Raw genomic sequence first — 24,886 nt, forward strand, 5'->3', positions numbered from 1 at the left:
CTTTCGGCTCCGTCGCCGAGTCTTTATGATCCGGGGCATTGCCTTCAGACGCCCTGCGCCATGTATGCCTCGCTCACTACCTTCAAACCCTGCGACCTGCCCACCCTGCTGAGCAGCCTGCAACCGATTGCAGCGCTGCTCGATACCCTGTCGGACGTGGTGTTTTTCATCAAGGACCGCGAGGCACGCTACGCCTTCGTCAACCAGACCCTGGCCCGGCGCTGTGGCTTCAAACACAGTGACGAGCTGCTCGGGTGCACCGCCGACATGGTCTTTCCCGAGCGCTTCGGTCCGCTGTACACCGAACAGGACCGGCGGGTGCTGTCCACTGGCCGAGAACTGGCCGACCAACTCGAACTGCACCTGTATTACGGCAACCAGCCGGTCTGGTGCCTGACCCACAAACTCGCGCTGCGTGACCTGCAAGGTCAGATTGTCGGCCTGGCCGGCATCTCCCGCGACCTGCAAGCGCCACAGTCCAGCCATCCGGCCTTCCAGAAACTCGCAGCGGTGGACGCGCATATCCGCAGCCATTTCGCCCGTCCGATCAGCCTCGCCGAACTGACCGCGATCGCCGGGTTTTCCGTGGCGCAACTGGAGCGCCACTGCAAACGAGTGTTCCAGCTCACCCCACGACAGATGATTCACAAGGCGCGCCTGGAAGAAGGCTCCCGACTGTTGCTGCACACCGACCTGCCCATCACCGAGATCGCCCTGCGCTGCGGTTACACCGACCACAGCGCGTTCAGCCGGCAGTTCCGCGCCTTGACCAGTCTGGCGCCAAGTCAGTATCGCGAAAGCCGTCGCTGAACCCGGGCAAGTGTTCCTTTAAGGGGCGCCCGGCGTTTCCACTGCTCCTTTCTGTAACACCGCCTGCTACGGCCCGCCGAGGCGTTCTTCTCCAACGTCCTATTCCCACAATCTTGTAAGACCTTTAGCTCAACACTCGGCGAATAATTCTCGCCTCAGTTCGGAAACAGGCACGCTCATTGCTAATCACATATCGTATACGAAATCCCCAATACGATATCCAACAGCACTTTCCGACAACGAGGCCTCTATGAAAAACCCCGCATTTGCCGTAGCCCTCAGCGCTGTTCTCAGTACTTCCTTTATCGCCACCGCCCAGGCCGACAAGCTCGACGACATTATTGGTTCGGGCAAGCTGCGCTGCGCCGTGACCCTGGACTTCCCGCCGATGGGTTTTCGCGATGAAGGCAACAACCCGGCCGGTTTCGACGTGGACTACTGCCGCGACCTGGCGAAAATCCTCGGGGTCGATGCCGAAGTGGTTGAAACGCCCTTCCCCGACCGAATTCCGGCACTGGTCTCCGGGCGCGCCGACGTGATCGTTGCCTCCACCTCCGACACCCTTGAGCGGGCCAAGACCGTCGGCCTCACCGTGCCGTACTTCGCCTTCCAGATGGTGGTGCTGACCCGCGACAACACCGGCATCAACAGCTTCGCCGATATCAAAGGCAAAGCCCTGGGCAACACCAGCGGCACCTATGAAGCCATCGCTCTGGAAAAAGACGTGAAGAGCTGGGGCATCGGCACCTTCCGCGCCTATCAGTCGCAGAACGACACGCTGCTGGCGGTCGCCCAGGGCCACATCGACGCCACCGTGGTCACCAACACCGTGGCCGCCGCCACCATCAAGTCGGGCAAATACAAGAACCTGAAAATTGCCGGTAACGCGCCGTACACCATCGACTACGTGTCCCTGGGCGCCAAGCGCAACGAGTATGGCCTGCTCAACTACCTCAATCTGTTCGTCAATCAGCAGGTGCGCAGCGGCCGTTACAACGAGCTGTTCACCAAATGGGTCGGCACCGAGATTTCACCCACCGACCTGACCGTGCCCAAGGTCTATTACTGAGGTGTCCGGCATGCCTAGGCCAACCTCACTGACCGGTCGCAGCCTGGTCGCCGGCGCCGCACAAGGCGCCCTGCTGTTTGCCGATGTCGGGCTGAGTTTCTGGGGCGGGGTCGATCCATTTAGTGGAGAGATCATCGACCGTCACCACCCACTCAGCGGCGAACATCTGGCCGGCCGGGTGCTGGCGATTCCCAGTGGTCGCGGTTCGTGCACCGGCAGCAGTGTGCTGATGGAACTGATCAGCAACGGCCATGCGCCGGCCGCACTGGTGCTGGCCGAACCCGATGAGATCCTGACCCTGGGCGTGCTTGTGGCACAGACCATTTTCGAGCGTTCCCTGCCGGTGCTGTGCATCGGCCGGGAGGCCTTCGCCACCTTGCGCGGCAAGGCCTTTGCTCGGGTCGAAGCATCAACGGTGACCTTGTTCGAACACCGGCCGGGCGATGCCTGGCAGGCACTCGACAGTCCGTTGCAGACAGTAGAAAAAACCACCGCCATCGAACTCACCGAACACGATCAGGCTCTACTCGACGGCGAGCATGGCAAAGCCGCGCAAGTGGCGATGCAGATCGTCTTGCGCATGGCTGAACTGCAAGGTGCGCGCAGTCTGGTAGACGTCACCCAGGCGCACATCGACGGCTGCATTTATACCGGACCTGCGAGCCTGCGCTTTGCCGAACAACTGGTGCAGTGGGGAGCCAAAGTGCGGGTGCCGACCACCCTCAATTCGATTTCCGTCGACCAGCGCCGTTGGCGCGAGTTGGGCATTGATCCGGAGCTCGGCGTACCGGCCAGCGCCTTGGGCGATGCGTACATGGCGATGGGCGCGCAGCTGAGTTTTACCTGCGCGCCCTACCTGCTCGACAGCGCGCCGAAGGCCGGCGAGCAAATCGTCTGGGCCGAATCCAACGCCGTGGTGTATGCCAATAGCGTGCTCGGCGCACGCACCCTGAAATACCCGGATTACCTGGATATCTGCATCGCCCTGACCGGCCGCGCGCCGCTGATCGGCTGCCATCTGGACGCGCAACGTAAAGCGAGTCTGCAAATCGAATTGCCGGATTTGCCTGAGTTGGACGATGCCTTCTACCCGCTGCTCGGTTACCACAACGGTGCCTTGGCCGGCAGCCGGATTCCGCTGGTGCTGGGACTGGAACAGAGCAAGCCGAGCCTGGACGATTTGAAAGCCTTCGGCGCCGCTTTCGCCACTACCTCCGCCGCGCCGCTGTTCCACATCGCCGGGGTGACCCCGGAAGCACTCGACCCGGCACAGGTGCTGGAAGCGAATGTCCCCGTGCCGGTGGAAAAGATCCGCCTGAAGGATTTGCTGCTCAGTTGGCGCGAGCTCAACAGTGCCCGCGACAGCCGGGTGGATGTGGTCTCGCTGGGCAATCCGCACTTCTCTCTTAGCGAATTCGCGCATCTGGCGCGACTGTGCCGAGGGCGGCACAAACACCCCGAGGTGGTGCTCGCCATCACCTGCGGTCGTGCTGTGCTGGAGCAGGCCCGCGAGGCGGGACATATCGCGGTGATCGAAACCTTCGGCGCAACCCTGGTCACTGACACCTGCTGGTGCATGCTCGGCGAGCCGGTGATCCCGCTGGCCGCCAAAACCTTGATGACCAACTCGGGCAAATACGCCCATTACGCACCCGGCCTGGTGGGCCGCAAGGTGCACTTCGCCAACCTCGCCGAATGTGTCGACGCCGCCTGCAGCGCCACGGCCAGTGGTCGTTTGCCGACCTGGCTGCAATCGGCCGCCTCACTGGAGAGCCACGCGCATGTTTGATTACACCTTCCAATGGCGCGCGACCCTGCGCGCCCTGCCGGACATGCTGGCCGGCGCCTGGGTCACCTTCGAGACCGCCGCGCTGTCGATGATTTTCGGCGTGCTGATCGCCCTGGCCCTGACGGTGATGCGCGAAGCCAAACAGCCGTTGTTGCGCGGCATCGGCAACGGCTGGGTGTCGATCGCCCGCAACACGCCGTCGCTGTTCCAGATCTATGTCCTCTACTTCGGCCTCGGCTCACTGGGTTTGCATGTCAGCTCATGGTTCGCGCTGCTGGCCGGGATCACCTTCAACAACGCCGGTTACCTGGCGGAAAACTTTCGCGGTGGCCTCAAGGCGGTGCCCGGCACGCAGGTGCGCGCCGCGCGTTCGCTGGGCATGAGTGCCTTCCAGGCTTACCGGATGATCATCGTCCCGCAGCTACTGCGCATCGTGTTCTACCCGTTGACTAACCAAATGGTCTGGGCGGTGTTGATGACATCGCTGGGGGTGATCGTCGGGCTGAACAATGACCTCACCGGCGTGACCCAGGATTACAACGTCAAGACGTTCCGCACCTTCGAATATTTCGCCATCGCCGCGGTGCTGTATTACCTGATTGCCAAGGCGATCGTCGCCGTCGCCCGGCTGATGGCCTGGCGACTGTTCCGCTACTGAGGAGGTGAGCATGTTGACCACCAGTTTTTCCTGGAATGACCTGTTGTTCTTGCTGGATGGTGCCTGGGTCACTCTGAAACTCACGTTCTGGTCGATCATCCTCGGCTCCGTCGCCGGGTTGCTGTTCGGCTTGCTGCGGGCGCTGTTGCCACGCGCCAGCCTGCCGCTGGCGTGGGTGCTGGACGTGTTTCGCAGCGTGCCGTTGCTGATCCAGTTTGTGTTGTTCAACTCGCTGAAAAGTATTGTCGGCTTGAACATCAGTGCCTTCAGCGTCGGCTGCATTGTGCTCGGGGTCTATGCCGCCGCGTACTTCACCGAGATCGTGCGCAGCGGCGTCCTTTCAGTGCCGTTCACCGTGCGCCGGGCCAGTCGCTCCCTGGGCCTGAGTTTCCTCCAGGACCTGCGCTGGATCGTCCTGCCGATGGCCACGCGGGTGGCGTTTCCCGGCTGGCTGAACCTGGTGCTCAGCGTGATGAAAGACACCGCGCTGGTGATGTGGATCGGCATCGTCGAACTGCTGCGCGCCTCGCAAACCATCGTGACCCGCATTCAGGAACCGCTGCTGGTGCTGTGCATCGCGGGCCTCATCTACTACGTCATGAGCCTGGTGGTCGCTCGCCTCGGCGCTCGTCTGGAAAGAAGGTGGCAAGAAAATGATTGAGATCGACAACGTACACAAATCCTTCGGCAACCTCGAAGTGGTCAAGGGCGTCAACCTGACGGTGAACAAGGGCGAGGTGGTGTCGATCATCGGCGGCTCCGGCTCGGGCAAATCGACCCTGCTGATGTGCATCAACGGCCTGGAGCCGATCCAGAAAGGCAACATCCGCGTCGACGGTGTCGAGGTCCATCACAGCGCCACCGACCTCAACCGCCTGCGGCAGAAGATCGGCATCGTCTTCCAGCAATGGAACGCGTTCCCGCACCTGACCGTGCTGGAAAACGTGATGCTGGCGCCGCGCAAAGTGCTGGGCAAGAGCAAGGCCGAAGCCGAGGAACTGGCGGTGAAACAACTGACCCACGTCGGTCTGGGCGACAAGCTCAAGGCCTTTCCCGGCAAGCTCTCTGGCGGCCAGCAACAGCGCATGGCGATTGCCCGCGCCCTGGCCATGTCGCCGGACTACATGCTGTTCGACGAAGCCACTTCGGCCCTCGACCCGCAACTGGTGGGCGAGGTGCTGGACACCATGCGCATGCTCGCCGAAGACGGTATGACCATGGTGTTGGTGACGCATGAGATTCGCTTTGCCCGGGATGTGTCTGATCGTGTGGCGTTCTTTCGCAATGGGCTGGTGCATGAGATCGGTTCGCCGGATCAGGTGATTGGGAATCCGGTGCATGCCGAAACTGCGGCGTTTCTGAAATCAGTGAAGTAACCGATGGCCCCATCGCGAGCAGGCTCGCTCCCACAGGGTTTGGTGGTGTACACAAAATCAGTGTGGGAGTGAGCCTGCTCGCGATGAGGCCCTAACAGACAAAACAAGGAGCAGACCATGCGCTCATCGAAAGTCATCCATGTCGTCAGCTGCCACGCCGAAGGCGAAGTCGGCGATGTGATCGTCGGCGGCGTCGCGCCGCCACCCGGGGCCACCGTGTGGGAACAGTCGCGCTGGATTGCCAAGGATCAGACCCTGCGCAACTTCGTCCTCAACGAGCCGCGCGGTGGCGTGTTCCGCCACGTCAACTTGCTGGTGCCGGCCAAGGATCCTCGGGCGCAGATGGCCTGGATTATCATGGAACCGGCCGATACACCGCCGATGTCCGGTTCCAACTCACTGTGCGTGGCCACCGTGTTGCTCGACAGCGGCATCCTGCCGATGACTGAACCGCAAACCCGGCTGGTGCTCGAAGCGCCGGGCGGGCTGATCGAAGCGGTGGCCGACTGCCGTGACGGCAAGGTCGAACGGGTGGAAATCAAGAACGTGCCCTCCTTCGCTGACCGCCTCGACGCCTGGATCGAAGTCGAAGGCCTCGGCTCATTGCAGGTCGACACCGCGTACGGCGGCGACAGTTTTGTGATCGCCGATGCCAAGCGCCTGGGCTTTTCCATTCGTCCTGATGAAGCGGCGGAACTGGTCGAGGTCGGGCTGAAAATCACCCGCGCGGCCAATGAACAACTGGGCTTCGTTCATCCGCTGAACCCCGAGTGGTCGCACATTTCCTTCTGCCAGATCGCGGCGCCCCTCGTCTATGAAAACGGCATCGCCACCGGCGCCAACGCGGTGGTGATCCAACCTGGCAAGATCGACCGTTCGCCGACCGGCACCGGCTGCTCGGCGCGCATGGCGGTGCTGCAGGCGAAGGGCTTGATGCAGGTCGGCGAGCGTTTTATCGGCCGTTCGATCATCGGTTCCGAGTTTCACTGCCGCATCGATTCGCTGACCGAAGTGGCCGGACGCCCGGCGATCTACCCGTGCATTTCCGGCCGGGCCTGGATCACTGGCACTCACCAATTGCTGCTCGATCCGAGCGATCCGTGGCCACAAGGCTATCGCCTCTCTGACACTTGGCCTGGGGCCTGAGCACAGCCTTACAAACCCTCATCCAAAACTCTGACAAACGGCTAGCAAAAAAAACCCTCGTAACTGAAAAAAGCACTGGCCGAGTCTATTCACTTGAAATATCGTATACGAAATACAATTAACAAACCGGAGGCAACAATGAGCAAGCGCATTAACTGGAGTGGTGTTTTCCCCGCGGTGACCACTCAATTCAACGACGACTTCTCCATCAACCTGGAAAAAACCCATCAGGTGATTTCCAACGTGATCCGTGACGGCGTGTCGGGCCTGGTGGTGTGTGGTTCGGTGGGGGAAAACACCTCGCTGAGCGCCGAAGAAAAAATCGCCGTGACCGAAGTCGCGGTCGACGCTTCCCGTGGTCGCGTGCCGGTGATTTGCGGTGTGGCCGAATTCACCAGCATTCAAGCGGCCAAGGTGGCCAACGCAGTGCGCCGGGTCGGCGTCGACGGCGTCATGCTGATGCCGGCGCTGGTCTACGGTTCCAAGCCGTTCGAGACCGCCGAGCACTACCGCTACGTGGCGAAAAACGCCGACGTACCGCTGATGGTTTACAACAACCCGCCGATCTACAAAAACGACGTGACCCCGGACATCCTGATTTCCCTGGCCGATTGCGACAACGTGGTGTGCTTCAAGGATTCCTCCGGTGATACCCGTCGTTTTATCGACGTGCGCAATGAAGTGGGCGACCGTTTTGTACTGTTCGCCGGCCTTGATGACGTGGTGCTGGAAAGCATCGCCGTGGGGGCCGAAGGCTGGGTCTCGGGCATGTCCAACGTGTTCCCGAAAGAAGGCGAAACCATTTTCCGCCTGGCCAAGGCCGGTCGCTTCGCCGAAGCCATGCCGATCTACGAATGGCTGATGCCGATCCTGCACCTCGACGCCCGTGCCGACCTGGTGCAGTGCATCAAGCTGTGCGAAGCCATCGCCGGTCGCGGCAGCGCCCTGACTCGCCCTCCACGCCTGGCCCTGCCGGAAGCCGATCGGGTTTTCGTCGAGCAGATCATGGCCAAGGCCCTGGCCAATCGTCCGGAACTGCCGGACGTCGGTCTCTGAGTGATTGCCGGGCGGGGGCCATCGCGGATCGCAGCGCCGGCCCCACCATCCCTCGCCACAGTTTTGTGTCCGGCGCGCCTTTCCCTTTGCCCCCATTTCGACGGGAGTTTTCCATGCCCCACATCATCGGCCACAACTACATCGGCGGCGCACGCAGTGCCGTCGGCAACATCACCGTGCAAAGCCATGACGCCAGCACCGGTGAAGCGCTGCCCTACTCGTTCACGCAAGCCACCGTTGAGGAAGTGGACGCCGCTGCCCAGTCCGCGGCGGCAGCCTACCCGGCCTTTCGCAATTTGCCGGCGAGCCGCCGCGCAGAATTCCTCGAGGCTATCGCCGCGCAACTGGATGCGCTGGACGATGAGTTCGTTGCCCTGGTCACCCGTGAGACGGCGCTGCCGACCGGGCGCATTCAGGGTGAGCGCGGCCGCACCAGCGGTCAGATGCGCTTGTTCGCTCAGGTCCTGCGCCGTGGCGATTTCTACGGTGCGCGTATCGACCGCGCCTTGCCCGACCGTCAGCCGCTGCCACGTGTGGATTTGCGTCAGTACCGGATCGGCGTCGGTCCGGTCGCGGTGTTCGGTGCGAGCAATTTCCCGTTGGCGTTCTCCACCGCCGGTGGCGACACCGCTGCCGCCCTGGCCGCCGGTTGTCCAGTGGTGTTCAAGGCCCACAGTGGGCATATGGCGACTGCTGAACTCGTGGCCGATGCGATCCTGCGCGCCGCCGAGCAAGCCGGCATGCCCAAGGGTGTGTTCAACATGATCTACGGCGCGGGTGTCGGCGAAGCGTTGGTCAAGCATCCGGCGATCCAGGCAGTGGGTTTTACCGGTTCACTCAAGGGTGGACGCGCCCTCTGCGACATGGCCGCCGCACGGCCTCAGCCGATTCCGGTGTTCGCCGAAATGAGCAGCATCAATCCGGTGCTGGTGCTGCCCGAAGCCCTGCGACTGAGGGGCGAGAAAATCGCCAGTGAACTCGCCGCGTCAGTGGTGCTCGGTTGCGGCCAGTTCTGCACCAATCCCGGCTTGGTAATCGGCATTCGCTCCCCCGAGTTCAGCGCATTTGTTGAATCACTCAGTGCGGCAATGGCCGACCAGCCGGGGCAAACCATGCTCAATGCCGGGACGTTAACCAGCTACGTCAAGGGCGTGCAGGCACTGCACGCGCATCCGCACATCAGCCACCTCGCTGGCCGCGAACAACAGGGCAAGCAGGCCCAGCCGCAGCTGTTCAAGGCCGACGTCAGCCTGTTGCTCAGTGGCGATCCGCTGTTGCAGGAAGAAGTTTTCGGGCCGACTACCGTGTTGGTAGAAGTGGCCGACAAGGCCGAACTGCAACGGGCATTGCAGAGTTTGCACGGTCAACTCACGGCCACTCTGATTGCCGAAGCCGGTGACTTGCAAACCCATGGCGAACTGCTGCCGTTGCTTGAACAGAAAGTCGGCCGGGTGCTGTTCAACGGCTACCCGACCGGCGTCGAAGTCTGCGATGCAATGGTGCATGGCGGCCCTTACCCGGCCACCTCCGATGCCCGTGGCACCTCGGTCGGCAGCCTGGCCATCGAGCGTTTCCTGCGTCCGGTGTGCTATCAGAACTGCCCGGATGAGCTCTTGCCCGACGCGCTGAAAAATGCCAATCCGCTGGGCATTGCCCGTCTGGTCGATGGCAATAGCCACCGCGAACCGCTGTAAAACCACTCAATCGAGTAGCGACCTCCTGTAGGAGTGAGCCTGCTCGCGATAGCGGTGGGTCAGCTTGCAGCAGTGTTGAATGTGCCGCCGTCATCGCGAGCAGGCTCGCTCCCACAGTTTGACCTGCGGCGGTCCTTGATTGTTGTGTCACTACCAATCCCCTGTGGGAGTGAGCCTGCTCGCGATAGCGGTGGGTCAGTTGGCAGCAGTGCTGAATGTACCGCCGCCATCGCGAACAGGCTCACTCCCACAGGGGGGTTGGTTGCCCTCCGTTTCTTCAATCCAGCAGGGCTTTCAAGTCGTTGTACAAGGCTTCGGGAATCTGCACGCCCTCCACCAGGCTGCGCGCTCTCGCCTCGTAACGCCGTTGCGACGGCAAGCGCGCGCCCTGCCCTTGTATGCTCTGGAACATCACTTCGGCACGGGCCAGATGCTGCTCGGTGGCCTCGCCGAGAAAGCGTCGCGGATCGAGGGCGATGATCAGCTCGCCGTGGTACGGCGACGATTTGCTGCCCGCGTCGTACGCCAACGATTCGGCACTGGTCAGGTCACCAATCAACGGCCCGGCGATCAATTCCACCATGGCGGCCAGCGCCGAACCCTTGTGCCCACCGAACGTCAGCATCGCGCCCGCATCGAGTACCACGTTCGCATCAGTACTCGGCTGCCCGTCTGCATCGACGCCCCAACCTTCGGGAATCGCTTTGCCGGCACGTCGATGCAACTCGATCTCGCCACGGGCAATCGCACTGGTGGCGAAGTCGAACACAAACGGATCCTTGCCCGAACGCGGCCAGCCAAACGCAATGGGATTAGTGCCGAACACCGGCTGACTGCCCCCCGCCGGCGCGACCCAGGCATGGCTGGGATTACACGCCAGCGCTACGAGGCCGGCAGCAGTGAGCTGCTCGATCTCGACCCACAAGGCAGAAAAATGCACACAGCGATTGATCGCCAGCGCTGCAATCCCGTTTGCCCGGGTTTTCTCCTCCAGCAATGGCAGCCCCGCCTGAAATGCCAATTGGGAGAAACCACCCGCCGCATCAACCCGCACAATCGAAGGTGCCTGATCGATCACCCGTGGCTCGGCATCGGCCACCACCTTGCCGGCCCTCAGCGAATTCACACAGCCCAATACCCGATACAAACCGTGGGAGGCGCAGCCATCGCGCTCGCCGGCAATCACCGTGGCGGCCACCGCCTGAGCGTGGGCAAGGTTAAAACCATTGTGCAGCAAGATCGATTCGGCCAGCTCGCGAGCTTCGGCAAGGGACAGTCGTTTCATCATCAACTCCTTGGTCAGACCGTCCAGACTGGCCCATTCCTGACGCCACGGCTTGATCGCTTTAAGCCCGGTCGACGACGAATTCGGCATATCCCGCCAATAAGCCATTCGTCGGCTGGACCTGCCACCGCCCCTTGACACTGATTGAGCTCTGCGCGAGTATTATTTCAATCGCATACGATACAATCGTATACGACACACAAGCCGCACCTATTGAAACATTGAGGATTCATTCCATGAGCAAGATCGAAAAAGTACTGGCCACCGGCAAAACCCACACCACCGTCAGCCACGCTGGCACTACCTCGCGCGGCCATGACGGCAGCCTCGACATCACCTTGTCGACACCCGGCATCGCCAAGCCCGCCCACGTGTTCGCAGCCACCCAGCCGCACCCGACTGCCGAGCAACTGTTCGCCGGCGCCTGGTCGGCCTGCTACACCGCCGCCGTCGGGCTGGTGGCCGGTGAGATGAACGTGGTGCTGCCGTCTGATCTGTCTGTCGACATCGAAGTCGATCTGGGTCAGACCGGTCCAGCCTATTTCCTACAGGCTCGATTGACCCTGCGGGTGCCGGGTTTGTCCCACGATATCGCCACGAGACTGGCGCACACCGCCGATCAAATCTGCCCGTACTCAAAAGCGACGCGGGGTAACATTGACGTGGCCCTGAACGTCCTCACGGCTTGACGCACCGCTTCGATCGGCATTCAAGTGCGCCATATATATCGCATACGCTTTATGCGCATACGAATCACAACCCCTACCAAATATTGAGGACACAACCATGAACAAGATTGAAAAAGTCCTGGCTACAGGCAAAACCCACACCACATTCAGCGACGGTAACAACTCTTCCCGCGGCCTCGCCATGCAGCTCTCGTCGCCTGGAAACCCTCGGCTGGCACACGAGTTCGCCGCCATTGTGCCGCACCCCACTGCAGAGCAGTTTTTCGCCGGCGCATGGTCGGCCTGCTACACCGCTGCCGTCGAACTGGCGGCGAAAAATATGCAGGTGACACTGCCGCCCAATCTGGCCATCGATATTGAGGTCGATCTGGGCCAAACCGGCCCGGCCTACTTCCTCCAGGCCCGGCTGACCCTTCGCGTGCCAGGCTTGACGCAAGATGTCGCGACGGAGCTGGCGCACGCCGCCGACCAAATCTGCCCGTACTCGAAGGCAACGCGCGGCAATATCAACGTGGTCATCAACGCCCTGACCGCGTGATGCAACGTACGACCGGTTCGACTTTCGCCGTCGAACCGGTTGCTACCTCAGTTAGAGTCATGCCGATACTATCGCACACGAGTTATATTTCACTTTTTTGCGAGCCATTCGTCTTTGGCCAACGAGGATGTACATGAAACCCACCGACAACGTCGTCCCCGACAACCTGAAGCTTTCCGAATTTCTGTGTTTTGCGGTCTATTCCACCAACCTGGCCTTCGGCAAGGCGTACAAGCCAATACTCGAGCAGCTTGGGCTGACCTATACGCAATACATCACCATCGTCGCGCTATGGGAGGAAGACCATCAGACCGTCGGCAGCCTGGGCGAGAAGCTGTTTCTGGAATCGAACACGCTGACCCCGATCCTGAAGAAGCTGGAAGCGATGGGCTTTTTGCAAAGGCAGCGCGATCCCGAGGACGAGCGCCAGGTGCGCATCAGCCTGACGAAGAACGGTCGACAGCTGCGCGAAAGCCAACCGGAAATGGGCCTCGCCGACGCGACAGGCCTGACGCTCGACGAGTTCGCGCTCCTGCAGAAGGCGATCGTGAAGTTGCGCGGCAATCTGATCAAGTCGACGAAAGCCGGGGAATGAGCCGGCGTGTGCACTAGCGCACAGCTTCATCCCGCACCACCCCGCGCTCCTCCAGCAAGCGCACAAACATGGTCAGGCTTTGCGACACCGTCCCCCGGCGCCACACCAGCCAGGTGCGCAAATAGCGGAACGATTCCGATAGCGGCCAGACGCTCACCGTGGTGCATCCGGGCATGCTGTTGAGCATGCTGCGGGGCATCAGCGCCAGGCCAGCACCGGCGCTGACGCACGCCAGCATGCCGTGGTAGGACTCCATTTCGAAAATCTTGCCGGGCACCGCCGCGTCCTTGGCGAACCAGCTTTCGAAGTGGTGTCGATAGGAGCAATTGGAGCGAAAGGCATAGATGTTTTCGCCATTGACGTCTCGCGCACGATGGATCGGGGAATGGTTGAGCGGTGCGATCACCACCATTTCTTCCTCGAACGCCGGCACGCCCTCCAATGCCGGGTGCAGCACCGGCCCGTCGACAAACGCGGCCGCCAGTCGTCCCGACAACACGCCGTCGATCATGGTCCCCGAAGGTCCGGTGGACAGGTCCAGCTCGACCTTGGCGTGCTTCTGGTTATACGCAGCCAATAGCTCAGGGATACGCACCGCAGCGGTGCTCTCCAGTGACCCCAGCGGAAACGATCCCTGCGGTTCTTCGCCCGCCACGGTCGCGCGAGCCTCCTGGACCAGATCGAGAATGCGCCGGGCATAGTCGAGGAAACTCCAGCCGGCCGGCGACAGGCGCAGGCGACTCTTCTCGCGGATAAACAGGTCCACGCCCAGATCCAGCTCCAGCTGCTTGATCCGCGTCGTCAGGTTCGACGGCACCCGGTGGATGTGCTGAGCCGCCGCGCTGATGCTGCCGTGCTCGGCGACGGCTTTGAAAATTTCCAGCTGTACCAGATCCAAGTCATTCTCCAAACGTGAACGTTATGCTCAGTATTATTCAGTTTCCAGAAAACAATCGCCACCGTAACCTGAGCGCATCCCCACCTCGCAGGACGGTGCCATGACCCAAGTTTCCAGCCTCACCCATGCCATTTCGATCAACCCCGCCAACGGCGAGCAGATCGGCCACTACCCTTTCGAATCCGCATCGGCACTGGATGCCGCCCTGTCCCGCGCCGCTGCCGGGTTCCGCGCCTGGCGCAGCAAACCGGTTGATCAACGCTCGCAGTTGTTGATCGCCCTGGCTGGAGCATTGCGCGGCAACGCCGCCGCGATGGCCAACATGATCACCCTGGAAATGGGCAAGCCGATCACTCAGGCGCGCGGCGAAATCGAAAAATGCGCGCAGCTCTGCGAGTGGTACGCCGAACACGGCCCGGCGATGCTGAGCGCGGAACCGACGTTGGTGGAAGGCGGCAAGGCGCGCATTGAATACCGCCCGCTCGGCCCGATTCTCGCCGTGATGCCGTGGAACTTCCCGATCTGGCAGGTCCTGCGCGGCGCCGTTCCAGCGTTGATCGCCGGCAACACCTACGTGCTCAAACATGCGCCCAACGTGATGGGCAGCGCCTATCTGTTGCATGAGGCCTTCAAGCAGGCCGACTTCCCTGAAGGTGTCTTCGAGGTCATCAATGTCACGCCGGACGGCGTCTCCACCGCGATCGCCGACCCGCGCATCGCGGCAGTCACCCTCACCGGCAGTGTGCGAGCCGGCATGGCCATCGGCGCGCAGGCCGGCGCTGCATTGAAGAAGTGCGTACTGGAACTGGGCGGGTCCGATCCGTTCATCGTCCTTAATGATGCCGACCTCGACGAAGCGGTCAAAGCCGCCGTGATTGGCCGCTACCAGAACACCGGGCAAGTTTGCGCGGCGGCCAAACGCTTGATTGTCGAGCAAGGCATCGTCGAGGAATTCACGCGCAAGTTCGTCGAAGCCACGCGAAAACTGGTGGTCGGCGATCCACTGGCCGCAGACACTTACATCGGTCCGATGGCTCGCTTTGATCTGTGTGATGAACTGGATCAACAGGTGCGCGACACCCTGGAAGAAGGCGCGACGCTGTTGATGGGCGGCAAGAAGGCTGAAGGCCCTGGCAACTTTTACGAGCCCACGGTCTTCGGTGATGTCACCGACCAGATGACCTCGTTCAAACAGGAGCTGTTTGGCCCGGTGGCCTCGATCATCACGGCACGCGATGCGGCCCATGCTCTGGCACTGGCGAATGACAGTGAGTTCGGCCTCGCTTCAACCATCTACACACGCAACGTCGAGCTTGCCGAGCAGATGGCCGATGAACTGGAAACCGGTGGTGTGTTCATCAATGGCTATTGCGCCTCCGATCCGCGCGTTACCTTTGGCGGCGTGAAGAAAAGCGGGTTTGGCCGTGAGCTCTCGCATTTCGGTGTGCGCGAATTCTGCAATGCCCAGACGGTGTGGCTGGATCGGCGCTGATTGCATAACGAAACCCGGGAGCCTTTGGGCTCCCGGGCTCGCGCGCTATTCGTTCAGGTAATACAGCTTGTTCACAATCATCCAGCGATAGTTGATGTTCAGTAGCGACAGGTAATCGGTAAATCGCATGCCGAGATATTCATCAATGACTTTTACCGCGGCGGCATCGCCCGTGATATCGATGCTTTGCACTTCCCAAAACGGTTTGACCTCTTTGGGTGCCGGCCCTTCGGCCTTGATCGCGCCGATAAATTCCTCCAGGGTTAACCATTCAAGCTTGTCTTCGTAATGGCCGATGATGCGGCAAGAAGGATGAAAGGCTTGTCGCAGCAACGCTTCATCGGCGAACACCATGCCTTCCACATAATTGCGGACCACCACGTTGATGTGTTCTTTAGCCAGCGATTGAGTCGTCATGTCATACCTCCAGCGTTCTCGTCCTCGCACCGCCGGATCAGGTTGTTCGATCGTCTATTCCACCCTGAAAGTCTAGCACCGCGCGCTTAACCCTCCCGGACGGCGACTATGATGTTGGGGGGCCATGGCAGATAGCCTTCGGACAATACCTGACAAGCTTCGACAATTTGCCTAACCCACCACATCAATCAACTGCTCGCGCTGCGCCCCCGTCAGCATCGGACCGAAACCGGCACCGGCATTTTCCGCCATGTAACGCGGGTTGCCGGTGCCGGGGATCACGCAGGTCACCGCCGAATGCGTCAGCAGGAACTTGAGCGCCAGTTGCGCCCAGCTGTTGACCCCCACTTGCGCGGCCCAACCCGGTAGTGGTTTGCCCTTCAAACGGGCGAGCAAATCACCGCCGCCGAAGGGACGATTGCAGATCACCGCCACGCCCCGCTCGCGACACAGCGGCAAGATACGTTTCTCGACGCCGCGATCGTCCAGGGCATAGTTGATCTGCAAAAAGTCCAACGGCTCGGCCTTGAGCACCGCTTCCACCTCGTCATACGCCGACGCCGTGTAATGAGTGATGCCGATGTAACGAATGCGCCCTTCTTCCTTCCATTTACGCAGCGTAGGCAAATGGGTTTTCCAGTCCAGCAGGTTGTGAATCTGCATCAGGTCGATCCGGTCGGTCTGCAACAGTTTGAAGGACTGTTCCATCTGCGCGATGCCTTCTTCGCGGCCACGGGTCCACACCTTGGTGGCCAGGAAGGCCGGCGAGCGCGGCTCATGCACCGACAACAGTTCACCGGTGGTCTGCTCGGCGCGGCCGTACATGGGCGAACTGTCGATCACCTTCCCGCCCTTCTCGAACAACGCGCGCAGCACCGCAGGCAGTTGCTTGTAGTCCGGACTTGAAGGCTCGACATCAAAGCCGCGATACGTGCCCAACCCGACAATCGGTAGGAGTTCGGCGCTGGATGGAATGGCCCGGGTCAGCATGTTCTTGCCTCCTGTTTCGGTCGACGGCGTGGATGCTGCAAACGCTGGATCGAAGGTGAAAACCGCCGAAGCACCGGCAGCCAGTGTGAGTATTTTTCGACGCGAGTACCCATCAGTGTGGCTCATGGAATTGTCCTTCCACATTTTTGCTGTCAGCCCTTTGCGCCTGCTGCCTGGCCAGCCACACGCATAACCCGCCCCACAACCCGGCAAACGGCACGATCACCAGCGCCACCAGACCGAAACCCGCTCCCAGCGCCGTCAACCCGGCGGACAACCAGCCACTGGCGGCATCTCCACCGCGATACACCAAGGTCTCGATCACATTCTTGGCCTTGTACTTTTCTTCCCGGCTGACCACGGTCCACAGCACTTCCCGCGCTGGCCGCACGATGGCGAACTCGACCGCACGGCGCAGCCCCTGCGCCAGCGCCACGGTTGCCGGCACGGGCGCCAGGGCCATGGCAGCGAACGCCACGATCGTCGCCAATGGCAAGGCTGCCAGCGCCCCGCCGATGCCAATCAAGCGGATCAACGGCGCCGTCAACAGCAACTGAAAGACCAACGTCAGCGCCGACACGATCAAATCGACGACGGCGAAGAATTGCGTCCGGCTGGCCACATCAGCATAGCTACCAGCGACAATTCGTCCCTGTTCGAAATACAACAAGGTCGCTGCGCTGGTGTGCAACAGCATGAACAGCACCAGCCCCAGCAGATACGGCGAGCGCAGAATCAGGGTGATGCCGGCGAGCATGCCGCCGCCCATGCGCCGGTCCTCCAGCGACCGACGGCCGGATTGCGCTTCGGTACGGGACAGCAGCGCCCCGTAGCAGCGCACCGCAACTTCCAGCAGCACTGCGGCGGCGAGGGTCAATGCCACCGGGCCGAACCGGGTGGCCATGGTCGCCGCCAACAAAGGCCCGATGAAAGTGCCCAGCGTTCCTCCGGCCGCGACGAAGCCGAACAGCCGCCGCCCTTGTTCGCTGGAAAACCGATCCACCAACACGCTCCAGAAGATGGAGACGATGAACAGGTTGTAGATGCTGATCCAGACGAAAAACACCCGGCCGACCGCCACCGGCGCAACGTGGTTGGCAATCAACACGCCAAACACCAGCATAGACAAAGCGATCAACCGATAGATCAACGGCACGAAACGAGTGGCCGGCAACCGCGAAACCAATGCGCCAAACAACGGCACCATCAATAGCATCACCACGAAGGTCGCCGTGAACAGCCACTGCAACTTGTCGGCGCCGCCTTCCAGGCCCAAGGCATCGCGCAGCGGTCGCACCAGGTAATAGCTGGCCAGCACGCAGAAATGGAAGGCGAAACCCAGCCTCAGCGCCGCTCTTTCCGACGGCAGGACGTTGAGCCATTTCACAGCGATGGGCATTGGAGCCCTCCCGGTGCGTCGCGCAAGCGGTCTACTACACTCTGACAGCAATCAAGCGATCGCCGTCTTTCGGCCAGAGCCGTCAATGCCGCCCACTAAAGTTAGCCGAATGCCACGAATCCTGGTGTCAATCGTCGTCATCATCGCCGTCGTTTACCTGGCGCTCTGCGCTGCGCTGTTCGTGTTCCAGCGCGCACTCATTTACTTCCCGCAACCCCGCGCCATCGGCACCTCGGCAACGCTGCTCACGCTGTCGGTCGACGACGCGCAGGTGCTGGTGTCCGTCAGGCCGCACGAGGGGGCCAAAGCATTGATCTATTTCGGCGGAAATGCCGAGGACGTCTCCCGAAGCCTGCCTTCGTTTTCCGAAGCCTTTGCCGATCACGCCGTCTACTTGATGCACTACCGAGGCTACGGCGGCAGTTCCGGATCGCCTTCCGAGGAGATGATTTCGCGCGACGCCCTGACCTTGTTTGACTTGGTCTACGCCACCCATCCGCACATTACGGTGGTCGGTCGCAGCCTGGGCTCGGGGGTCGCCGTACGCCTCGCCAGCCAACGCCCGGCGGCGCGTCTGTTGCTGATCACGCCCTACAACAGTGTTGAAGAACTCGCTGCGCGACAATTCCCCATTTTCCCGGTGAAGTGGTTGCTCAAGGACACCTTTGCATCCTGGAAGTACGCCACCCACATCACGGTGCCGACGCTGTTGATCGCGGCGGAGCACGACGAAGTGATACCGCGTTCCAGCACCGAGCGGCTCTTCACACATTTCGCCAAAGGGGTGGCAACGCTGAAAGTCATACCGGGTACCGGGCACAACTCGATATCCGACAGCCCCGAGTACCTCAAGGTGCTGGGCGATGGGTTGTGAGTGGCCAGTAGCGGACTGTACTTTTCAAAACAGGTGGCGACGGGCGACTTCGGGCTAAGAATAAGCCCCAATCACCCACTTCACTTTTTCCAGCGCCTCCCGCAGTGCGCCCATCTCAGCCGACCCCAGCGCCAGGCGAATCGCATGCGGTACATGGGCAGAAGTGGCAAACGGCTCAGCGGTTGAAATCGCGACTTTTTCCCGCAGCAAGGCCGCGGCGATCTGGTCGGCCCTCGCATCTTCAGACAAAGGCAGCCAAAGAAAATACGACGACGGGTGGCGAATACATGGAAGGCCCGCCAGCACTTCTGCGGCCATGATTTGCCTGGCCTGCGCATCCTGGCGTTTTTCCGCTTCCAGTTGCATGACGGTGCCATCGTCGAGCCACGTGCTCGCGATGGCCGTCAGCACGCCTGGGGTATTCCAGGTGGTCGCCCTGATCGTGCGCTCCAGCGCGGGCACTTTTTCGATCGGGGCGGCGACGAAACCTACACGCAGCCCAGTGGCCACACTCTTGGAAAGCCCTGAAACGTAGACGGTCCGTTCGGGGGCGAGTTGCGCTATCGGTGCCGGCGGGTTCTCGGCAAGGAAGGCATAGGCGGCGTCCTCGATGATCAGCAAGTCATGCTTGCGCGCGATGGTCACCAGCAAATCGCGCTGATGGGCACTCATGACCCACCCCAGTGGATTGTGCAGCGTCGGCATCGAGTACACCGCCCGCACGCGGCGATTCCGGCACAGGCTGTCCAGCGCCTCCAGATCAGGTCCTTGTTCGGTCACGGGAATAGGCACGATTTCAAGGTGCAAGGCTTCGGCCAGCACGATGAAGCCTGAATAGGTCAGTGCATCCGCTGCAATCACATCACCGGGTTGCAGCAGCGCCATCATCGTCACGGCCAGCCCATGCTGGGCGCCACTGACCATCAACACTTGCTCGGCCTCCACCGTCAGGCCTCGGGCGAGCAGATGACGCGCCACCGAGGCGCGCTCATGCAGGCGCCCGGCGTGTGGCTGGTAGCGCAACAGGGATTCCAGATCACCGCCCGAGGCGAGCTGACGCAGCGCATTTCGCAAGAGTTCTGCCTGCCCTGGCAGGGACGGATAGTTAAAGTTGAGGTCGGTCATGCCCACGGCCACGCTTTTCTGGTCGATGCCCAAGCCCGGCGGCAACGACGTTTCCCGCACGAACGTGCCTCGCCCTGTCTCGCCGCTGACCAGCCCCATGGCTTCGAGCTCTGCATAGACGCGACTGGCGGTTACCAGCGCCAGCCCTTCTTTCGCCGCCAATTGCCGATGCGTCGGCAAACGCGTGCCCGGCAACAATCGGCCTGAGCGGATGTCAGCCGCCAAAGCATCCACTAATGACTTGTATCGTGAGCGAGGCATGTCGAGATGTATCCATGACAATTTTTTGATTGTAGTGATCGTCGCTCATACGATGGATCTCTGCAAATTCAGAGTGCCTTGAAATGGAACGGACCCTGCAAAACCCAATGACGGAAAAGACCGCGAGCGGATGGCTCAACGGGTTCATCGGCGTGCTGATTTTCAGCGGCTCGCTGCCGGCCACCCGGTTGGCCGTGCTGGAATTCGACCCGGTGTTCCTGACCGTTGCCCGAGCGGCGATTGCCGGGCTCCTGGCGCTTTGCATGCTGGTGCTGTTTAAAGAAAAACGCCCCGCCAAGCATCAGCTTATGCCTTTGGCGATCGTGGCAATGGGCGTTGTGGTGGGGTTTCCGCTGCTGACGGCGTTGGCGTTGCAGTACGTGACGTCGGCGCATTCTATCGTCTTCGTTGGTTTGTTACCGCTCGCCACTGCGGTGTTTGGTGTGTTGCGCGGCGGGGAACGACCACGGCCGGTGTTCTGGTTTTTCTCGGTGCTGGGCAGCACGTTGGTGGTGGGGTTTGCGCTCTCTCAGGGCCTGACCGCTTCGCCGACCGGCGACATCCTCATGCTGCTGGCCATCCTCGCCTGCGGGCTGGGTTATGCCGAAGGGGCGAAGCTTTCAAGAACCCTGGGCGGCTGGCAGGTGATTTCCTGGGCGCTGCTGCTGTCGCTGCCCGTCATGGTCCCGCTGACCTGGTTCATGGCTCCGGCTTCGTTCTCGGGAATTTCTACGTCGGCGTGGTTCAGCCTGGCGTACGTATCGATCTTCAGCATGCTGATCGGTTTTGTGTTCTGGTACCGCGGGCTGGCCCAAGGGGGGATTGCCGCCGTCGGCCAGTTGCAACTGCTGCAGCCGTTTTTTGGTTTGGCGCTGGCGGCCACGCTGCTTCACGAGCACGTCAGCATCGGCATGCTGGGGGTTACCGTCGCGGTGATCCTTTGCGTGGCCGGGGCACGAAAGTTTTCGAAGTGAGTGAGCGCGACAAGCGTTGCTGCCAGTTTCCGCCACTGGCGCGCTGGCATTCTTCTTTAGCCCGCTGGCCAGCGACTGCTCATTGGCGGACGCGCTGATCCCAGCGCAAATATGTCTCTTTCGTCCGTGAACCTTGTATTGAAGTGCCAGTCATAGCCGAGCCGTGAATTCCACTTGCCCGCTCAGAGCTATTCATCCATGCGCCAACCCCGCCTGTCTTTTCGCGTTGCCTCGCTCTGTTTCATTCCTTTGCTTTCCCTGTTCGCCAACCCCGCCCACGCCGGTGCCGAAAGGCAGTTGGTGGAAGCCATCAACGACTACCGCGCTCATCCCGATCGCTGCTTGGGGCGCGCGGGGCGAGCGTTAACGCCGCTGGCATTGAAGTCGAACCTGGCCTTACCGATCGGCTATGGCGGCGGTTTGCGCGATCGATTGAAGGCATCGGGCTATCAGGCGGTGACCGTGCGCACGATTCGCGTGGTCGGTGCGCAGGATGCCGATGAGGCCTTCGACATGCTCCAGAGCGATTACTGCGGGGCATTGCTCGATACTCAATATGCCGACATTGGCGTCAGCCGCGCCCGGAGTGAGTGGCAGGTGGTGCTGGCGCAGCCCGTGCTGGACAGTCGCGCGGGTGATACGCGAGCCGTCAGCAAAGCGTTGCTGGCCCAGGTCAATGCGGCACGTTCAAAACCGCGCCTTTGCGGTCGTCAGCGCTTCGCCGCCGCACGACCATTGGCCTGGAACGCAGCCTTGGGCACGGCGGCGCAAGGGCACAGCAAAGCGATGGCCTACGGCAACTACTTCGCCCACAAGGACCCCGACGGTGACATGCCCGCGGACCGGGCCAGAGCCGCAGGTTTCCGTGGCCGGCAGATCGGCGAGAACATCGCCGCCGGCCAGGGCTCACCGAGCAAGGCAATGTCGAGCTGGCTGGCCAGCCCCGGGCATTGCGCCAACCTGATGAACCCGATGTTTACTCAGATGGGTGCAGCCTATGCCACTGACGCACGCAGTGATCGAGGCGTTTATTGGACGATGCTGTTTGGCGCGCCTTGAGTGATTGCGCGGCGTCTTATTTAGGGCGCCGCACCGCCCTCACCTTTGCACTGCCTCCGCCGCCGCAGAAAAACTGATCGCCGCCATCCGATTCAAGCCCCGACACCCCGACGCCGGCCGGCAACTTCACACTCTCCAGCACCTCGCCAGTGGTCGAATCGATATGGCGTAACTCACTCTCGTCTTCTTCCCAGGTGCCATGCCACAGCTGGCCCTCGACCCAGGTCACCCCAGTGACAAAGCGGTTGGATTCAAGGGTGCGCAAAATCGCGCCGGTCTCGGGATCGATCTGATGGATCTTGCGATCCCGATATTCGCCGACCCACAACGTTCCCTCCGCCCACGTCAGCCCTGAGTCACTCTCGCCAGGCGCCGGGATTGTCGCGAGTACACGGCCGGTCTGCGGGTCAATTTTCTGAATGCGATTCTCGGCGATCTGGAACAGGTGCTGGCCGTCGAAGGCGGTGCCGGCATGGGCGGCGACATCGATTGAACGCAGTGTCTTGCCGCTCGCCGGGTCCAGGGCATTGAGTTTGTCGCCGGTGGCAAACCACACGTGCTGACCGTCCCAAGTGACGCCATGCACCTTGTCGACACCGGCAAAGGGTCCATATTCACGGAGGATTTGAGCTGCTGACTGTTTCATGTTGGCATTCCTCGTTACGGGTGTGTGGCGTTCATCCTAGTCACCCGGCAGTGGCCCCGGGAGTAACAAGGTCGTCGCGAAACCCGGCAGCGGCGGAGTCATCCAGCGCCGTGCCCGACCGCGACCGAACGACTGCACCTTGCCCGCGCGGGCCAGTTCGTCGAGTGCCCGTTGCACCGTGCGCTGGCTGGCACCGAGGGCCAGGGCCAGGGCCGAACTGGACCACGACTCACCGTCAACGAGGAACGCGAACACCTGCGCGTGTTTCTCTTCGACGTGTTGCGCCAGCACCACCACGTCAGAGGCAACCAGCGCCACCAGGGCAAACCCGCGTTTGGTTGCAATCACGCCGGCCAAGGGTTTCAACGCCGCACGCAGTCGCCCGATTTCGACTCGCAACCGTGCGCGAAGGGACTCGTCGGCGTGCTTCAAACGAAAGGCCCGGGCAACCAGCGCTTCCCTCGACACGTCGGCCGGCCATGCTTCGGCCAGTGCCCGCGCGAGGGTGAACAAGACCGGGCGTGAGGCGAGGGAAACCGACATGCCAGCGCCACGCACGACGTAGCGACAGGCGTCGACGACCAGCGACGTGGATGCGAGCAACGCTTCCACCTCCTCCAGCAACAGTGGCCGCTCTTCGCCATGGGCAAGCAAACGCGCGACGGGCGTGTTCAGGACAAGGGCTGCGTTTTCCACCTCGGCCGTCAGCGCAGGAATATCGGCGTCGCGCGCGGCATGCTCGGCCCTCATGAGTGCAGACCGCGCCTTGTTCGTCTCAAGTCGTCGCATCGCGATCCCTGCCACGACCAGTTCGTGAGCAGTGCGCAAGGCCGGCGGCAAAGGCGCGGGATCAAGCTCGGCGAGCAGCACGTCGGCCTCTTCAAGATGCCCGATCAGCAGCAAACGCCGAATCTGCAGATACCGCGCGTGAGCGGCGTTCACCCGATCGCCATGTGCCTCAAGCGTCACCCGCGCCGCCTCAAGTGCCTTCACCGGCCAGCCCAGTTCCCGGGAGGCCAGCGCGATCTCGGCCTCGGCGACCACACACCGCGCCCGAGCCAAGGCCTCCTTCGGTCCAAAGGCACGCGCCGCCCTCTGCACCAGCGCCTTGGCTCGCACCAGATCGCCGAGTTGCGCCATCGCAATCCCGCGCAACGCCAGCGCCGGCGCATCGTCGCGCAACGCGACCCGGTTCAGCGCACCGAGCGGATCACCCGCCGCCAGCGCCTGCGCTGCGGCCGTGATCAGCGAGTCCATCGCAATCCCGCCACCGTTGTCACTCCCACCGTCGGATGTTCGCTGTTGAGTCTATCTCACGACGCACAAGTACGAAGGAAGCCGCCTCCGCAAATCTTTAAGCAGGGATCGGTTGTTCTTATCGGTGATTTAAAACGGTTGCTCAGCCTGAGGAACGGCGCGCTTTGGCTTGTACAGCAAAACCACACACTCGCTGACGAAGGCGCCAGCCACCGCCAACGCCATGTCTTTCTGTGAATCCCAGGGATCGTTCTGCGCACCGACAAAGGCACGCGCGGTGTCGTCGCCGAGGAAGGCGCCACCAATCCATTCCACGATTTCGTAAATGGCCGACGTCGACAGAATGATGTTCAACGCCATAAACACCAACCAGAAACCCCGCAACGGAGTCAGGCGCAGCAACACTTCGCGAATGGGATAAGCCATCAACAGCCCGTAACTCAAATGAACCAGCCGATCAAAATGATTGCGCTGCCACCCCAGCGCTTTATCGAGGCTGATCCCGGTCAAGGCGGAACACCATTGGTCGTACGGCACCTTGGCATAGGTGTAGTGAGAACCCAGTTCGTGAATGCACAGGAAAACGAATACCAGGCTGATGGAAACCGCTGACAGGCGAAACCGGCCAGAGACGGCCACCAATGTGCCCACCAGTAACAGCACCAACAGGTTTTCCAGTGCCCAATCCACTCGACTGTGGGGTGAATACCCTGACACCACGACGATCAACACAAACAGCATCAGCAGCGTCAGGTCGTATCGCCGGTGCACGTTGGGGTGCATGGTTTG

25 protein-coding genes are annotated in these 24,886 nt (G+C 61.6%); 16 read left to right on the forward strand and 9 right to left on the reverse strand.

Features of this window, described 5'->3' with window-relative positions; genetic code table 11:
• Window positions 1–60: 60 nt before the first annotated feature.
• From ACQ4OB_RS02580 to ACQ4OB_RS02620, 9 genes are all read left to right on the forward strand, one after another.
• Window positions 61–810, forward strand: coding sequence for a helix-turn-helix domain-containing protein (locus tag ACQ4OB_RS02580; RefSeq protein ID WP_430955062.1), 750 nt, complete (start codon window positions 61–63; stop codon window positions 808–810).
• Window positions 811–1,060: 250 nt separating this feature from the next.
• Window positions 1,061–1,879, forward strand: coding sequence for a transporter substrate-binding domain-containing protein (locus tag ACQ4OB_RS02585; RefSeq protein WP_430955063.1), 819 nt, complete (start codon window positions 1,061–1,063; stop codon window positions 1,877–1,879).
• Window positions 1,880–1,889: 10 nt separating this feature from the next.
• Window positions 1,890–3,668 (forward strand): aconitase X, encoded by a 1,779-nt coding sequence (locus ACQ4OB_RS02590; RefSeq protein WP_430955064.1) that lies wholly within the window; start codon window positions 1,890–1,892, stop codon window positions 3,666–3,668.
• Window positions 3,661–4,326, forward strand: coding sequence for an amino acid ABC transporter permease (locus tag ACQ4OB_RS02595; protein ID WP_074877198.1), 666 nt, complete (start codon window positions 3,661–3,663; stop codon window positions 4,324–4,326). Before ACQ4OB_RS02590 ends, ACQ4OB_RS02595 begins: the two co-directional genes overlap by 8 nt.
• Window positions 4,327–4,336: 10 nt before the next feature.
• Window positions 4,337–4,987: an amino acid ABC transporter permease gene (locus ACQ4OB_RS02600; protein ID WP_074877199.1), complete on the forward strand. Its 651-nt coding sequence runs from the start codon at window positions 4,337–4,339 to the stop codon at window positions 4,985–4,987.
• A complete protein-coding gene (locus ACQ4OB_RS02605; RefSeq protein ID WP_008157200.1) occupies window positions 4,980–5,702 on the forward strand; it encodes an amino acid ABC transporter ATP-binding protein in 723 nt (240 codons plus the stop codon). Before ACQ4OB_RS02600 ends, ACQ4OB_RS02605 begins: the two co-directional genes overlap by 8 nt.
• Before the next feature lie 117 nt (window positions 5,703–5,819).
• Window positions 5,820–6,848, forward strand: coding sequence for a trans-3-hydroxy-L-proline dehydratase (locus ACQ4OB_RS02610; RefSeq protein WP_415767312.1), 1,029 nt, complete (start codon window positions 5,820–5,822; stop codon window positions 6,846–6,848).
• 138 nt (window positions 6,849–6,986) lie between these two features.
• Window positions 6,987–7,904, forward strand: coding sequence for a dihydrodipicolinate synthase family protein (locus ACQ4OB_RS02615; protein WP_059402454.1), 918 nt, complete (start codon window positions 6,987–6,989; stop codon window positions 7,902–7,904).
• A 113-nt stretch (window positions 7,905–8,017) separates the two neighbouring features.
• Window positions 8,018–9,598, forward strand: a complete 1,581-nt coding sequence (locus ACQ4OB_RS02620) for an aldehyde dehydrogenase (NADP(+)) (RefSeq protein ID WP_430955065.1) — start codon at window positions 8,018–8,020, stop codon at window positions 9,596–9,598.
• Window positions 9,599–9,875: 277 nt separating this feature from the next.
• On the opposite strand, the gene ACQ4OB_RS02625 is transcribed toward ACQ4OB_RS02620, so the two are convergent.
• Entirely contained in the window at window positions 9,876–10,883 is a 1,008-nt protein-coding gene (locus ACQ4OB_RS02625) for an Ldh family oxidoreductase (RefSeq protein WP_430955185.1), read from the reverse strand.
• A 236-nt stretch (window positions 10,884–11,119) separates the two neighbouring features.
• On the opposite strand from ACQ4OB_RS02625, the gene ACQ4OB_RS02630 reads away from it, so the two are divergent.
• The 3 genes from ACQ4OB_RS02630 (at window position 11,120) to ACQ4OB_RS02640 (ending at window position 12,705) form a co-directional block, all read left to right on the forward strand.
• Window positions 11,120–11,572: an Ohr family peroxiredoxin gene (locus ACQ4OB_RS02630; protein ID WP_074877204.1), complete on the forward strand. Its 453-nt coding sequence runs from the start codon at window positions 11,120–11,122 to the stop codon at window positions 11,570–11,572.
• 97 nt (window positions 11,573–11,669) lie between these two features.
• Window positions 11,670–12,110 carry an Ohr family peroxiredoxin gene (locus ACQ4OB_RS02635; RefSeq protein ID WP_074877206.1) on the forward strand — a complete coding sequence of 147 codons (441 nt, stop codon included), beginning with the start codon at window positions 11,670–11,672 and terminating at the stop codon, window positions 12,108–12,110.
• A gap of 133 nt (window positions 12,111–12,243) precedes the next feature.
• Complete coding sequence (locus ACQ4OB_RS02640; RefSeq protein ID WP_074877208.1) at window positions 12,244–12,705, forward strand: MarR family winged helix-turn-helix transcriptional regulator; 462 nt, start codon at window positions 12,244–12,246, stop codon at window positions 12,703–12,705.
• A 13-nt stretch (window positions 12,706–12,718) separates the two neighbouring features.
• On the opposite strand, the gene ptrR is transcribed toward ACQ4OB_RS02640, so the two are convergent.
• Window positions 12,719–13,603 (reverse strand): putrescine utilization regulator PtrR, encoded by an 885-nt coding sequence (gene ptrR, locus ACQ4OB_RS02645; RefSeq protein ID WP_046046804.1) that lies wholly within the window; start codon window positions 13,601–13,603, stop codon window positions 12,719–12,721.
• A 100-nt stretch (window positions 13,604–13,703) separates the two neighbouring features.
• Here ptrR and ACQ4OB_RS02650 point away from each other — a divergent pair, with 100 nt between their 5' ends.
• On the forward strand, window positions 13,704–15,095 hold the full coding sequence (locus ACQ4OB_RS02650; protein WP_430955066.1) for an aldehyde dehydrogenase family protein: 1,392 nt from the start codon (window positions 13,704–13,706) through the stop codon (window positions 15,093–15,095).
• A gap of 45 nt (window positions 15,096–15,140) precedes the next feature.
• On the opposite strand, the gene ACQ4OB_RS02655 is transcribed toward ACQ4OB_RS02650, so the two are convergent.
• The 3 genes from ACQ4OB_RS02655 to ACQ4OB_RS02665 form a co-directional block, all read right to left on the reverse strand.
• The gene (locus ACQ4OB_RS02655; RefSeq protein ID WP_074877212.1) at window positions 15,141–15,512 is read right to left on the reverse strand and encodes a nuclear transport factor 2 family protein; all 372 of its coding nucleotides are present in this window, start codon (window positions 15,510–15,512) and stop codon (window positions 15,141–15,143) included.
• 171 nt (window positions 15,513–15,683) lie between these two features.
• Window positions 15,684–16,628, reverse strand: a complete 945-nt coding sequence (locus tag ACQ4OB_RS02660) for an aldo/keto reductase (protein ID WP_430955067.1) — start codon at window positions 16,626–16,628, stop codon at window positions 15,684–15,686.
• Window positions 16,615–17,901, reverse strand: coding sequence for an NTP/NDP exchange transporter (locus ACQ4OB_RS02665; RefSeq protein ID WP_430955068.1), 1,287 nt, complete (start codon window positions 17,899–17,901; stop codon window positions 16,615–16,617). Before ACQ4OB_RS02665 ends, ACQ4OB_RS02660 begins: the two co-directional genes overlap by 14 nt.
• Before the next feature lie 85 nt (window positions 17,902–17,986).
• On the opposite strand from ACQ4OB_RS02665, the gene ACQ4OB_RS02670 reads away from it, so the two are divergent.
• Window positions 17,987–18,775 (forward strand): alpha/beta hydrolase, encoded by a 789-nt coding sequence (locus tag ACQ4OB_RS02670; protein ID WP_430955069.1) that lies wholly within the window; start codon window positions 17,987–17,989, stop codon window positions 18,773–18,775.
• A gap of 54 nt (window positions 18,776–18,829) precedes the next feature.
• Here the strand turns inward: ACQ4OB_RS02670 and ACQ4OB_RS02675 are convergent, their stop codons facing one another.
• Entirely contained in the window at window positions 18,830–20,161 is a 1,332-nt protein-coding gene (locus ACQ4OB_RS02675; RefSeq protein WP_430955070.1) for a PLP-dependent aminotransferase family protein, read from the reverse strand.
• Between the two features lie 83 nt (window positions 20,162–20,244).
• Between ACQ4OB_RS02675 and ACQ4OB_RS02680 the strand changes: the two genes are divergently transcribed.
• Complete coding sequence (locus ACQ4OB_RS02680) at window positions 20,245–21,135, forward strand: DMT family transporter (protein WP_074877223.1); 891 nt, start codon at window positions 20,245–20,247, stop codon at window positions 21,133–21,135.
• Window positions 21,136–21,333: 198 nt separating this feature from the next.
• Window positions 21,334–22,194 (forward strand): CAP domain-containing protein, encoded by an 861-nt coding sequence (locus ACQ4OB_RS02685; protein WP_430955071.1) that lies wholly within the window; start codon window positions 21,334–21,336, stop codon window positions 22,192–22,194.
• Window positions 22,195–22,210: 16 nt separating this feature from the next.
• Here the strand turns inward: ACQ4OB_RS02685 and ACQ4OB_RS02690 are convergent, their stop codons facing one another.
• The 3 genes from ACQ4OB_RS02690 to ACQ4OB_RS02700 all read right to left on the reverse strand — a co-directional run bounded on the left by ACQ4OB_RS02690 (window position 22,211) and on the right by ACQ4OB_RS02700 (window position 24,880).
• The gene (locus ACQ4OB_RS02690) at window positions 22,211–22,840 is read right to left on the reverse strand and encodes a Vgb family protein (RefSeq protein ID WP_074877226.1); all 630 of its coding nucleotides are present in this window, start codon (window positions 22,838–22,840) and stop codon (window positions 22,211–22,213) included.
• A 36-nt stretch (window positions 22,841–22,876) separates the two neighbouring features.
• Window positions 22,877–24,097, reverse strand: coding sequence for a helix-turn-helix domain-containing protein (locus ACQ4OB_RS02695; protein ID WP_430955072.1), 1,221 nt, complete (start codon window positions 24,095–24,097; stop codon window positions 22,877–22,879).
• A 129-nt stretch (window positions 24,098–24,226) separates the two neighbouring features.
• The gene (locus ACQ4OB_RS02700) at window positions 24,227–24,880 is read right to left on the reverse strand and encodes a DUF2238 domain-containing protein (RefSeq protein ID WP_102614453.1); all 654 of its coding nucleotides are present in this window, start codon (window positions 24,878–24,880) and stop codon (window positions 24,227–24,229) included.
• Window positions 24,881–24,886 lie beyond the last annotated feature (6 nt).

Source organism: Pseudomonas sp. ES4, from assembly GCF_050586665.1.
Lineage (GTDB): Bacteria > Pseudomonadota > Gammaproteobacteria > Pseudomonadales > Pseudomonadaceae > Aquipseudomonas > Aquipseudomonas frederiksbergensis.